The organism is Stenomitos frigidus ULC18, from assembly GCF_003003795.1.
In the GTDB taxonomy this organism is placed as follows: domain Bacteria; phylum Cyanobacteriota; class Cyanobacteriia; order Leptolyngbyales; family Leptolyngbyaceae; genus Stenomitos; species Stenomitos frigidus_A.
Map to the genome: position 1 here is coordinate 25,907 of NZ_PVWK01000152.1, position 11,181 is coordinate 37,087.

General features: G+C 52.1%; 15 protein-coding genes. 8 read left to right on the forward strand and 7 right to left on the reverse strand.

Going from position 1 to position 11,181, the window contains the following annotated elements; all coding sequences use genetic code 11:
• Window positions 1-127: 127 nt before the first annotated feature.
• The gene (locus C7B82_RS28170) at window positions 128-1,822 is read right to left on the reverse strand and encodes an alkaline phosphatase D family protein (protein ID WP_106260328.1); all 1,695 of its coding nucleotides are present in this window, start codon (window positions 1,820-1,822) and stop codon (window positions 128-130) included.
• 499 nt (window positions 1,823-2,321) lie between these two features.
• Window positions 2,322-3,308 (reverse strand): hypothetical protein, encoded by a 987-nt coding sequence (locus tag C7B82_RS28175; protein ID WP_106260330.1) that lies wholly within the window; start codon window positions 3,306-3,308, stop codon window positions 2,322-2,324.
• Between the two features lie 346 nt (window positions 3,309-3,654).
• On the opposite strand from C7B82_RS28175, the gene phoU reads away from it, so the two are divergent.
• Window positions 3,655-4,308, forward strand: a complete 654-nt coding sequence (gene phoU, locus C7B82_RS28180) for a phosphate signaling complex protein PhoU (RefSeq protein WP_106260331.1) — start codon at window positions 3,655-3,657, stop codon at window positions 4,306-4,308.
• A 176-nt stretch (window positions 4,309-4,484) separates the two neighbouring features.
• Here phoU and C7B82_RS28185 read toward each other — a convergent pair whose 3' ends face one another.
• Window positions 4,485-5,444, reverse strand: a complete 960-nt coding sequence (locus C7B82_RS28185) for a stage II sporulation protein M (protein WP_106260333.1) — start codon at window positions 5,442-5,444, stop codon at window positions 4,485-4,487.
• Window positions 5,445-5,529: 85 nt separating this feature from the next.
• Between C7B82_RS28185 and C7B82_RS28190 the strand changes: the two genes are divergently transcribed.
• The 6 genes from C7B82_RS28190 to C7B82_RS28215 all read left to right on the forward strand — a co-directional run bounded on the left by C7B82_RS28190 (window position 5,530) and on the right by C7B82_RS28215 (window position 9,599).
• Window positions 5,530-6,528, forward strand: a complete 999-nt coding sequence (locus C7B82_RS28190; RefSeq protein ID WP_106260335.1) for a DUF975 domain-containing protein — start codon at window positions 5,530-5,532, stop codon at window positions 6,526-6,528.
• Window positions 6,529-6,535: 7 nt separating this feature from the next.
• On the forward strand, window positions 6,536-7,321 hold the full coding sequence (locus C7B82_RS28195; protein ID WP_106260337.1) for an RDD family protein: 786 nt from the start codon (window positions 6,536-6,538) through the stop codon (window positions 7,319-7,321).
• Window positions 7,322-7,580: 259 nt separating this feature from the next.
• Window positions 7,581-8,642: an S-layer homology domain-containing protein gene (locus C7B82_RS28200; RefSeq protein ID WP_245940136.1), complete on the forward strand. Its 1,062-nt coding sequence runs from the start codon at window positions 7,581-7,583 to the stop codon at window positions 8,640-8,642.
• Window positions 8,643-8,699: 57 nt separating this feature from the next.
• Window positions 8,700-8,846, forward strand: a complete 147-nt coding sequence (locus C7B82_RS28205) for a DUF4926 domain-containing protein (protein ID WP_219904743.1) — start codon at window positions 8,700-8,702, stop codon at window positions 8,844-8,846.
• Window positions 8,847-8,890: 44 nt separating this feature from the next.
• Window positions 8,891-9,172: an excalibur calcium-binding domain-containing protein gene (locus C7B82_RS28210; protein ID WP_245940137.1), complete on the forward strand. Its 282-nt coding sequence runs from the start codon at window positions 8,891-8,893 to the stop codon at window positions 9,170-9,172.
• Window positions 9,173-9,206: 34 nt separating this feature from the next.
• On the forward strand, window positions 9,207-9,599 hold the full coding sequence (locus C7B82_RS28215; protein WP_106260341.1) for a hypothetical protein: 393 nt from the start codon (window positions 9,207-9,209) through the stop codon (window positions 9,597-9,599).
• 79 nt (window positions 9,600-9,678) lie between these two features.
• On the opposite strand, the gene C7B82_RS28220 is transcribed toward C7B82_RS28215, so the two are convergent.
• Genes C7B82_RS28220 through C7B82_RS28230 form a run of 3 tightly spaced genes read right to left on the reverse strand, consistent with a single transcriptional unit; the run spans window position 9,679 to window position 10,511 of the window.
• Window positions 9,679-9,930 (reverse strand): CopG family antitoxin, encoded by a 252-nt coding sequence (locus C7B82_RS28220; protein WP_106260343.1) that lies wholly within the window; start codon window positions 9,928-9,930, stop codon window positions 9,679-9,681.
• 57 nt (window positions 9,931-9,987) lie between these two features.
• Window positions 9,988-10,281, reverse strand: coding sequence for a type II toxin-antitoxin system RelE/ParE family toxin (locus C7B82_RS28225; protein WP_106260345.1), 294 nt, complete (start codon window positions 10,279-10,281; stop codon window positions 9,988-9,990).
• Window positions 10,281-10,511 (reverse strand): addiction module protein, encoded by a 231-nt coding sequence (locus C7B82_RS28230; protein WP_106260347.1) that lies wholly within the window; start codon window positions 10,509-10,511, stop codon window positions 10,281-10,283. Before C7B82_RS28230 ends, C7B82_RS28225 begins: the two co-directional genes overlap by 1 nt.
• Here C7B82_RS28230 and C7B82_RS31715 point away from each other — a divergent pair.
• Window positions 10,510-10,722, forward strand: a complete 213-nt coding sequence (locus C7B82_RS31715; protein ID WP_146141295.1) for a hypothetical protein — start codon at window positions 10,510-10,512, stop codon at window positions 10,720-10,722. The genes C7B82_RS28230 and C7B82_RS31715 overlap by 2 nt on opposite strands.
• A 26-nt stretch (window positions 10,723-10,748) precedes the next feature.
• Here the strand turns inward: C7B82_RS31715 and C7B82_RS28235 are convergent.
• Window positions 10,749-11,181, reverse strand: a 433-nt coding sequence (locus C7B82_RS28235; RefSeq protein ID WP_219904744.1) for a GUN4 domain-containing protein, incomplete at its 5' end; no start/stop codon positions are given.

The following is an 11,181-nucleotide window of genomic DNA, read 5'->3' on the forward strand; positions in this document are numbered from 1 at the left end:
GGGGAAGTTTTGAGTTTTGATTTTGGCTATTAGCGATCAGGTTCTCTTGCTTTTAGCCGTCAGCCTTTAGCTTTTCTAACAACCAACAACCAACAACTCCTCCTGACTTCTGCCTTCTCCCCACGCCTTAAACCTCCTGCAACACCACCTGATCACGCGGTACGCGGAACGTCTTGAGCGTTGAGAGGGTGCCGCCTGGTTGGAGGATATCGCTGACGACCTTGAGCGTACAGGTGAGGGCTTCGGGTGTTACTTCGATCACGTTATAGCCGTGGGTTGCGGAGTTGAAGTATTGGATATGTGGATTGCTGCCCCGGAGCACTTGCGTCAGGATGTCGATCGGCACTGAAGGTGTACCGGGAGTGCTGGTTGTGCTTTGTTCGGCAAAGTTGGAGGATGTCGTTGAACCGACGACAAACTCAACCCCCACAGGCGGATCGGTGGGATTGTCAAAGTTCACTTTCTGGTAGCCTGCGATGAACGTGTGCAGGTCACCCGTGATCGTCACAAAGTTTTTAACCCCAGCCTCGCTGATGGTTTTGAAGAGCAGCGATCGCTCAACTGGGTAGCCATCCCATTGATCCAACGTGATGAACAAGTCAGGGGTTGGCGACCCTAAAAGCTGGGTAGCAAAGGCCGACAACACTTTCAACTGCATCGTCGTCACTTCGTTGCCCCAAATCTTCCAGGTACGAGGTGATTGGGTGATTTGCTTCAGAAACCATTCACGCTGCTTTCGCCCCAGCATCGTGCGATCGGGATCGTTGCGTCCAGCACAATCAGGTACGATGGTGCGCTTGCTGGAAAGATAGGTCTGGTTTTGGGCTGCCAAGTCGTCGCAGGGTGGGCCGTTGCGATAGAGCCGCTCATCCGTCATCACCAACTCCAACAGCTTGCCAATTTTGAACGATCGGTAAATCTGAATCGCCTGCAGTGGTTTTTCACCTTCGTCAAACGGTACGCTCGTGGGTGTATGCTCTGCCCACGCTTTTGTGGCTGTCTGACGCAGGTCGGGCTTACGGAAGGGCACCTGGTCGGGTGCATTCACCTTGAAGCAATCATTAGCAAATTCGTGGTCGTCCCAAATGGTGATAAACGCAAACTTTTCGCGAATGCTCTGCAGATCTGGATCGCTGTTATAGGTCTGATAGAGAAAGCGGTAATCGGCAAGGGTCGAAGCGGAGGGCTGACCACTCGGTAGGGCGATCGGGCGAATGCCGCGCTGAAAGCTGGTATCACCCACCGTTTCATAGATGTAATCACCCAGGAAGACGATGAAGTCAAGGTCTTCTGCCGCTAGAAACCGATAAGCGTTGTAATAGCCGTTGGTGTAGTCCTGACAGTTGATGTAGGCGAAACGCACTTTCTCAACATCAGCATTAGCGGCTGGCAGCGTTTTGAAGCGACCCGTTTGACTTGCGGTACCGTCGTAGATGAAACGGTAGTAGTACGTTGTCTGAGGTTTGAGTTCTTTATTCTCCAGGCTGATTTTGACCGTGTAGTCTTTGGACTGATTAGTTTTAGCCACACCGCGCAAGGTTGCGATCGCGCTAAACCCAGCATCTTCAGACACCTCAAACGCTACTTTGACTGAGCGCGTTTGCTGCGGTGCGATGCGTGTCCACAATGTAATACCGCGCGATCGGGGATCTCCAGACGCCACGCTTTGAGGAAACAGAGTCGTCGCTGCATTAGCAGGCTCAACGGCAAACAGTTTGCTGACTTCCCACGCATCCATCCCCACTAAGTGAGGAATTTCACTACCGGCCCAAACCACAACACCAGTCGCCAGCGAATACTTTAGAAACGTCCGTCTGTCCATGCAATGATCCTCAGTGGCTCTCTTTAATCGGTCTCTTCAAGACAGTCAAATTCAAAGCACGCGAACGAGTCCGTCTAGCAACGCCAAGACAGGACGCACTGTACGGACAGTAGTCTCGCTAAACGTACTTTCTGCTACCTTACGTTGCTACGTTTAAGCGGCTCTTAAGTTCGGTTTAAAGAAGGCCTATTGGAGTGGGGAGTGGGGGAAAGGCTGAAGGTTAGAGGCTAAAGGCTGACGGACTGGTCAACTGACACATCTTTCAGTGATCGCCTGCACCACCCTGCACTAAAAGCGGGCTAATAGAACGAAGTCCTCTGAAGAGGGCTGCAAAGGGTTTTCAACTCGTTTCAACGGGTTTCGGTTAGCCCGGTTATTGAAGCACGGGCGGGTGAGCAATGAAACGATCAGCTTTTCAGGATTTTTGTCGGCCAATCAGGGCTGAAGGCTGAACTCAAAACTTTCATCCTTTATCCTTTAGCCTTCATCCTTATATCCCTCACTCCTCACCCCTCTCCTCACCCGCCGAAGGCTGAGTATTCAAGTAGGTCAAAAAGTCTTCCAGCTCATCGTCGGTGAGTTCGCTGCGGGTTTTCTTGCCGTAGGTCTTTTGCAAATAAGTGCTACCTTGCCGCTTGCTCCAGCCAATGCGATCGATTTCCACACCAATCTGCGAAATCAGCGACGATAAATCTCTGGATGTACCACTGGGAGCTTCTACAGCGGGTGTTTCTTTGCCCGTACTGGGTTTGCGGGGCTTGCTTTTAGGGCTTTGCGATTCTGTGGCTGTGGCAGCGGGCGTATCTAGACTGGGGGGTGTTTTCTCTATAGCAGATGGTTCTGGCTCAAAAGACTGCGGTTCAGATGGTTCTGGGTCAAATTCAAAGGACTGCGGTTCAAACGATTCCGGCTCAAACGGCTCCGGTTCAAACGTTTCATCGTCATAGTCGGGGGCATCGCTCGGATCGAGCGCGACATCAGAGGGATAGACGATCAACGGCAAGGCTGCTTTCGTCAGGGCAGGTGGCTCAAAGGACTGCGTCGGTAAAGATACTGGTGACAGAGGCGCGATCGCAGCACTCATCCCCGTTTTTGGCATTACAGACTCACGCCCAACGCGATCGAGTACAGTTGGCGACACCACATCATGCAGCGCTTCTGCAATGGGCTGCATCGTTGGCTGCGGCTGCGTGCCGTAGCTGGGGAAGGGCATCTTCGACAGATCAGACACGGCGGGCAGATCAGAAAGTGCCCCGGGACGAATGCCGATCAGCGCCAAAACGCGCAGTCGTGCCTGATCCTCTGCGTGTTCAACGGTGGTAGCCGCTGCCAAACTGGTTGCCAGTGTCATACTGCCTAGCGACACGATCGCCCGTACAACAAAGCGATCGGCGTGAATTTGCACCAGCTCGGTCAACAACCCACTGGTGGGATAACGGGTTTGCAGTTGGACAAAGAGCGGATGCAGATCAGGTGATTCAGGCATTGATACAGTAGAAGTTGAAGAGGACGATCGACGATCGGGCGTCAGTCATGATGTTACGCGACTTGCGGGAGACGCAGCAGCCTGTTTGGGTGCAGTCAGGATCACAGAAATGCCTCTATCCCCATAACGCCTTTATACCCATAACATAGACGCTTGTGAATCTTTAGTAATGTACTCACTAGCTCCAGTCGGTTGGCTCTCAGAGGCACATGTCTTGCAGCCGACTGCCAAGATTCCTCACCTGATATAGACTTGACAACTATACTTGTCTATTAGGTACTACTGCGAACAGTCTCAAACTGTTTCAGGCTGGGCTGGTAGATTTTGATACGCGAGTACTACTCTATTGGAAAGCCCAAGACTCATCCGCACTAATTTTGACCGCCAAACAAAGCGCATTCAGCGTGACGTTTTGCGGATGGGTGCATTGGTAGAAAAATCTTTCTGGATGGCGCGACAGGCATTGTTCGATCGCGATTTAGATGCCCCGGCCAAAATTGCAATTCAAGATAAACAAATCGACATACTTTATCGCCAGATTGAACAAGATTGTGTAAGCCTCATTGCGCTTCAGGCTCCCGTTGCTCAAGATTTACGCCTCCTCAGCGCCATGATGCAGCTTGTCCGCGACCTGGAGCGCATTGGTGACTACGCTGAAGACCTGGGCGAAATTGCCATTCGTCTGTTTCCCTATCCGCCGCCAGTGTATATGGGACGGGTGCAGATGATGTGCGATCGCTGTCGCGCTATGCTGGCAATGAGTTTAGCTGCCCTTTCTGACCTGGATGCCGAATCGGGGCTGGAAATTAAGATCAAAGACGATGCCGTCGATCTCGATTACGAAACGCTCTACGAACTCTTGGCCTACCAACGCGATGTTCCCGGCATTGTCGAACCGATCGTGCTCATGATCCTCGTCATCCGCCACATGGAGCGCATGGCAGACCACGCGACGAATATCGGTAAGCGTGTGGCGTATATTGTGACGGGGCAGCGGTAGGGATGAAGGATGAAGGATGAAAGCTAAAAGATGAGGGATGAACGTTTTGAGTTGCTTCCTCTCCTTCTCCCGCCTCCCCCGCCTCCCCTCTGCGTTCTAATAACCAACAACCAACAACCAACAACTTAAAACTCCTTCATCCTTTAGCCCTCATCCTTTAGACTTTCCTCCTCCCCTCACTCCTCTCCTTTCTTCCGCCCCAAATACCAAACCAGCGCCGTAAACAGTCCAATCCCCGTCGCGTATTTGATTACGTCAGGCACTGCCGGATTGGGTGAGAAGAAGCCTTCAATGATGCCTGCGATCACCAGCATAGGGACGATGCCGTAGACCAGTTGGGTTGCTTGGGTGCCGTAGAGCTTGAGTGCCTCCGATCGCTTATAAACACCTGGAAACAACAGCGCTCTGGCAAGCAGAAAGCCTGCACCGCCCGCGAGAAAAATAGCGGGTAGTTCCAGTGCGCCGTGGGGAAACACGAAAGCCCAGAACGGGACTGCAAGGTTATTCTGCCCCACTAAGGCCCCGATGCTGCCGATCAACACGCCATTGAACAGCATCGCGATCGCGGTAAAGAGTCCGCCTGTCATACCGCCTGCTACGGCTGCAAACGAAACTTTGATGTTGTTGATCATGATGTTGCTGGAGGCAAAGGGTTCAATCCCCACGATCGATCCCGTCCATAATTCGCCGCGATCGCGGACTTGCTCAATCATGCGTGCTGGTACGACGAGAGCCAAAAAGGATGGATCACGCCATGCCAACCACCAGCAGACCAGTCCTGCCAACACAAACAAGCCTGTTGCTAGAGCAACATAGCCGCGCGATTGCTGCACCACTGCCGGAAAGCCCCAGCGGTAAAACGCCCCGATCGCCTGCCATTCTTGACGACGCGACCCCTGATAAATTTGGGAGTAGCCACGGGTTGCGAGCGACTGCAACTCTTGAGTGATCAGTTCGCCTGCTTGATTGGTGCGCGCGCGTGCTAGATCGGCGGAGACCGATCGATACAGACTTGCAAGCTGCCGAATTTCGTTCGCGTCAAGCGCCTTTAACCCTTGCTTCTCTGCTTTTTTGAGCAAGGTATCCAGGTCTCTCCAACTGGGCTGCCGTCGTGCTAGCCAGCGCTGTATGTTCATAATCTGTGATATTTCCCGGAAAGCCAACGGACGTGGTTTAGAATCGCGTCAACACCTGTCCTTCAAACTAGCCAAAGTGTAGCTCATGGCTTCGTCCTCTAATTTCTCTAGTTCTACCCAAGCGCTTAGTGTTGGTAACGTCGTCAGTGCTGGCTTTCGGCTATATGGGGCAAACGCCAAGCAGTATTTGACGATCGCCCTCTTTGGTACACTATGGCTGCTGCTGCCGTTTGTGGCGGCGATCGGCGTGGTTTTGTTTTTCGCGACCGTGCAGAACTATTACGCCACTCTCGGCTTAATCATTCCGGCTCTGATTGTCCTGTTTTTCTACGTCCTCGCCAAATATCTTGCCAACTCAGCGCTGATCGCACGACTGGTGTTTGGTGAACTAACTGACCAGCCCGAGTCACTCAAAGATGCTCGTCGCTTTATCAAGCCGCGTACCTGGAGCTTTCTGAGCGCATCCTTTCTGATGGGCTTGATCTACATGGGCGTGATGATTGTCTTTTACCTGGCGCTGGCGATCGTCGTTGTAGGGCTGTTAGCGGGGCTGGGTGGTTTTCAACTGTTGCAGAACCCCACACCAGAAACGCTGGCCGCAAACGGGGGTACCATTGCACTGCTGGTGCTGCTGGCGTTGGGGTTCTTGCTGTTATTTATTGCCTTTTTTCTCTGGTTCGCAGCGCGCTTTGTGTCGTTTGAACTGCCGCTGGCTGTGGAACCTGGGGTGACGGCAACGCAAACGATCGGGCGCATGTGGTCGCTCACCAAAGGTAGCGCCTGGCGGATTGCGCTGATTCTCTTTATTACGAGCCTTGTCACGCTGCCGTTGCAATTGCTGCTGCAGGTTGTTGTTAGTGGCGTCGATGTGCTCATTCGAGTAGCTGGATTTACACCAGACTCACCGACCTACACCGCACTGTCCCTATTGATTACTTACCTACTGAGCTTTGTGCTCTCGATCGTCGTCCTTCCCTTGTGGCAAATCATCAAAACGGTCATCTATTACGATCTGCGCGGTCGGCGTGAGGGCTTAGGGCTACAGTTGCGCGATCGCGGCCCTCAAAGCGACACTCAGGCTTAACCTCGCCATGCGTTTTTTTAATCGCGTTTCCCTGTCTACGCCAGAAAGTGTCGAGCTAGAGTTTACGCTGGCAGGCATCGGCAATCGTACGCTGGCGTTGCTGATTGATTATCACATTCTGGCAGCAATACTTATTGGCTTCTGGGTTCTCTGGGGGATGTTCAGTCTGGGGCTATTGAGCTATCTCAACTCAGGCACCTTTAACTATGCCTCCGCGCCACTCTGGCTCCTGGCGATCGCCCTCTTGATCAACTTTTTCATCTTTGCAGGCTACTTCACGTTCTTTGAAGTGATGTGGCAAGGGCAAACCCCCGGCAAACGCTTCACCAAAATTCGCGTGATTCGAGACGATGGCAGACCGATCGGGCTGTCTCAAGCGGCTCTACGATCGCTACTGCGACCGATCGACGATTTCTGCTTTGTCGGTGTCTTTTTTATCCTGTTAGGCAAGCAAGAAAAACGGTTGGGCGATTGGGCTGCTGGAACGCTAGTCATTCAAGAACAACGGGGCGATCGCAAAGCCACCTTGATGATTTCTGACCAGGCAAAGGAACTGGCGATCGATTTACCTAAAATGGCAGACCTGAACCAACTGCTGCCCGATGACTTTGCCGTCGTGCGTACCTACCTGCAACGCCGACGCGCGATGGATAAAAGAGCCAGAAATGATCTGAGTCTGAATCTCGCACGACAACTCCGTACGCTCATTGGGCTCGAAACCATTCCGCCCAACACAAGCGCCGATCAATTCCTCGAAGCGGTTTATGAGGCATATCAGCATTTGCAGGGATGAGGCTAAAGGCTAAAGCTAAAGGCTAAAGGCTAAAGGCTAATCTCACCTCTCACCTCTCACCTCTCACCTCTCTTTCAACTCAAAACTCAAAACTCCCCCTGCTCCCCCACCCCCTCCGCCTCCCACTCCCTACTCCCCCCTCCCCTCCCCCCTCCAATGCGCTAATGTAGAAATTGCACCCCTGCCCCGTTGCCCGTTAAGATCTGTGTTGCCGTTTAGACCTTCAAAGACTTCATTTCTTTTAGCAGCGTGTCTGCTTTTGCCGTTAGCAAGTTGCGCCAACAGTTCGCTGGGTGATTCGTTGCAGAAAAACCTGGCGGCTGATCCTAAGTTGGAAGCGAGTACCGCTCCTGCGCCGTCGGCAACACCAGCGATCGCTACAACCCCAGAACCGCAGCCTTCTGTGTTGGCAAGTGAATCACCTGCACCGACGTTGAGTCCATCGGCAACTCCATCGCCAGCGATCGTGCCCCAGCCTAGCGTGGCCAGCATTCCTGATTTTTCGGGCACCACGGTGGTTGGTGCGTCAGGTAGTTCGGACGGTAGCGTGAATCCGGTGGCAACTTCAGGTAATACGAGTAACGGGCAACCTCAAACGACACCTGTGGCGATCGCCTTCTCTGACCTCAACAAAACGCCGAAAGAACTCCAGGAATATGTGTCGGATCTGGCGAAGTTGGGTGTGCTGACTCCCGCCACTGATGGTGTGAAAGGAAATCAGACCAGGGACGACCTGTTTGCCCCTAACAAAGTCATTACCCGTCGGGAGTACGTACGCTGGTTGGTGGCGGCAAACAATCGGTTGTATGCCAGCCAACCTGCTAAACAGATTCGGTTGGGCACAGATACCGCTGTCCCCACTTATCAGGATGTGCCCCGTAATGATCCAGATTTTCCGGCGATTCAGGGCTTAGCGGAGGCCGGGCTTATTCCGAGTCCGCTGTCGGGCGACAGTACCACCGTTACGTTTCGTCCCGATGCACCCCTGACGCGCGAAAACCTTGTGCTTTGGAAAGTGCCTGCGGATACGCGACAAGCACTGCCAACCGCCAGTCTGGATGCGGTTAAACAAACCTGGGGCTTTCAAGACGCGCCTCGCATTGACTCTAAAGCGCTACGAGCAGTGTTAGCCGATTTTCAGAACGGCGATTCGTCCAATATTCGTCGTGCGTTTGGCTATACGACGCTGTTTCAGCCGAAGAAAGCGGTTACTCGCGCTGAAGCCGCCGCGGCTCTCTGGTATTTTGGCTTTCAGGGCGACGGGCAATCGGCTCAAGAGGCTCTGAAGTCGCTGAATGCGTCGCCAACTGCGACACCTTAGGAATTCGGCGATCGTGAAGATTCTGTCTGATACGAAAACCTCGAAAGGACTCTGGACGTGAATCTTGAACTCTATCAGCAAGTGGCTTTATGTCGAGATTTACCAGAGCATCAACTACGTAAGGGTGATCTGGTGACGTTAATTGACTATGTGCCACACCCTACAGGCGATGAAGCACTAACATCGCTTAATAGGGAAGACTAAGCGGGTACGTCTAACACCCGACGACCATAAAGCAATTCAACGACTTGCCGCCTGTTGCCCAAATTGGTGGCGTGATTGGGTTTCTCATTGCCGTCTGGATTGGCGCTGTCATGCGCTCTAAACCTTCGGCTCCCGCCTCGGATATTGTGCCCAACGTTCCCACATGCGCTGAACGTGGTACGTACAACTGCTCTGATTTCTCATCTCAAGAACTTGCCCAAATTGCACTCGAAGCCTACCCAGACGATCGTTCTGGACTCGACGGAGATCATGATGGTACAGCTTGCGAGTTGCTACCGTCTAACCCTTACGACAACGACCCCTGACGCAGTAAACTAAAAGCCTGACCAGGAAACTGCTATGACTAACATTGCAAGAGACGAATTTGAGACCGTTAAAGAGTTGCTGGGAAGTGCTGCACGCTATGCCGAGTCAGCATATCGAGGACTCGATCGGCTGGAGATGATGCAGCAGCGGAGTCAGCTTCAAATCGACCAGTTAACCGTAAAAATGGATCAACTGGCTGACGCTGAAAAACGCACGGATCAACGGCTAGAGTCCTTCATACTTGAATCGCAGGAACTAACCAAAGCCCAAAACCGTACGGATCAGCGGCTAGAGTCCTTCATCTTTGAATCGCAGCGACTCATTGCCAAGCACTCTGAAAGCATTGAGCCGCTTAAAGGCATGACCGAACGACTGGATGGGGTTTTGGCGTACCTCATACGGAAAGAAGGTAGAGACGAAGGATAAGTACAAGTTTGTTTTCTAATATGGCAGTGCGATCGCAGGTCGATGTGAACAGGACAGAGGAAGCGCGATCGCCTAGACATCAAGCTGTCTTAACCTTCTCCAGCACCCACTCACGAATTAGGTCGGCGGAATCGATACCTTTTAACTTCGCCACTGCTTTAACGGCATCAATCTCTTGAGGCTGCAACCGAATTTGCACAACTGTTTCGCGCTCAAAGACAGGTTCTGGGACTTCTTCTAGCTGATCTTCAAAGTCAGTCAGGTCGTGGCTATCCCAGAACGTTGAAAATTCCTGGATGGAATCAGTGTATGGGATTTGCTGATTAGTCATAGTCTTCTCAACATCAACATCCGAAGCAAGGAGGTAAGCGTTAGCACAGAAGTAGTTTCAGACGGAGCGATCGCTCCAATAGTCAGGTTTACGTTGCAGATGCATGACTGCCAGAATCATGATGCCTTGAGGAACAATTTGATACACAACGCCATAGGGAAAGCTGGTCAGACGACAACGGCGAGAATTTGCTGAAAGCGGTGCCCATGCTTGCGGAAATTGTTCAATCCGATCGAGCGTTTGCTCAATCTCCTGGATAAACCGATTGCCTAAATCCAAATCAATGTCGTCATAGTGAGCAACGACATCAAAAAGTTCGCGTCTTGCCTCTGGGTGAAATTCGCAAGCCACTAAACGTGCCGATTTCGTAGTTCTTGAAACACTTGATCAGCAGGGATGGGGCTAACGTTACCTTGCTGCACGTCCTGAAGACGCTGTTCAACAACCTCTGCCCAGGCAGCATCAACAATGGCTTGGTCTGGAGCATCAAGACTGCTCAACAGATGCTCAGCAAGCATGGCGCGCGCGTCAGGCGGTAACGTGAGGGCGGCGCGAATAATTTCGTCGAAAGTGTTGATCATGGAGTGTATTGCTCGATCGCACGTCCGCAAGCAGCGAAGCCAATTCTTCTTCATGGTAGTCTACAGCGTGTTTGTGATGCTGCACCAGTGGCAATACTCCAGTTTCGATCGCTATGTGCAGAGGGATGTATATGACAGCGATCGGGGTTATCGATGCGATAGGAGGCAACTGCAGTGTTTGGCGTTTAGAGAATATGAATGTGGGCAGTGAGTGGGCGGTGCCCTGTTATGCCCCCTTTATAAACCTCGTCTTGAAAGAAGAGCCATCATAAAATAAGTCGCATCAAATCCATCAAGTCCGTCTGCACCAGCAAAGGGAACGGGAAGGTGTCCTTTGGGTGCGGAAACATCGAAAATTATTTCAGCATAGTAGAGCCAGCTATCGCCCTCTCTCCAGCCCACGCGATCGCCGAACGCTTCATAATCCTGACTGGCATCTTCCCAAATTCGCATCTGCGTACTGAAGCCAAAGCGCCGCTTACTGTAATTTAGCCATAAATTATTGATTGTACGGAGATCTGTAAGGGGAAATGCCTCAACATCTTTTGACTCAATTTCGTTACCGTCTTTCCGTCCTGTAACTTGTAGTATCACTAGTGGTCTGTCAATTTTCAGTTGATGGGTAAAGTCGCTGTAGTTTGATGCGTGCATCGGCTGTCGTAAACCGCCA

What these genes read in the sequence shown, in the direction of transcription:
- C7B82_RS28215 (WP_106260341.1), top strand. Translation starts at nt 9,207, where the DNA reads ATGACTAACATTGCAAGAGACGAATTTGAGACCGTTAAAGAGTTGCTG.
- C7B82_RS28185 (WP_106260333.1), bottom strand. Translation starts at nt 5,444, where the DNA reads ATGAACATACAGCGCTGGCTAGCACGACGGCAGCCCAGTTGGAGAGAC.
- C7B82_RS28170 (WP_106260328.1), bottom strand. Translation starts at nt 1,822, where the DNA reads ATGGACAGACGGACGTTTCTAAAGTATTCGCTGGCGACTGGTGTTGTG.
- C7B82_RS28175 (WP_106260330.1), bottom strand. Translation starts at nt 3,308, where the DNA reads ATGCCTGAATCACCTGATCTGCATCCGCTCTTTGTCCAACTGCAAACC.
- C7B82_RS28230 (WP_106260347.1), bottom strand. Translation starts at nt 10,511, where the DNA reads ATGATCAACACTTTCGACGAAATTATTCGCGCCGCCCTCACGTTACCG.
- C7B82_RS31715 (WP_146141295.1), top strand. Translation starts at nt 10,510, where the DNA reads ATGGAGTGTATTGCTCGATCGCACGTCCGCAAGCAGCGAAGCCAATTC.
- C7B82_RS28220 (WP_106260343.1), bottom strand. Translation starts at nt 9,930, where the DNA reads ATGACTAATCAGCAAATCCCATACACTGATTCCATCCAGGAATTTTCA.
- C7B82_RS28195 (WP_106260337.1), top strand. Translation starts at nt 6,536, where the DNA reads ATGCGTTTTTTTAATCGCGTTTCCCTGTCTACGCCAGAAAGTGTCGAG.
- C7B82_RS28190 (WP_106260335.1), top strand. Translation starts at nt 5,530, where the DNA reads ATGGCTTCGTCCTCTAATTTCTCTAGTTCTACCCAAGCGCTTAGTGTT.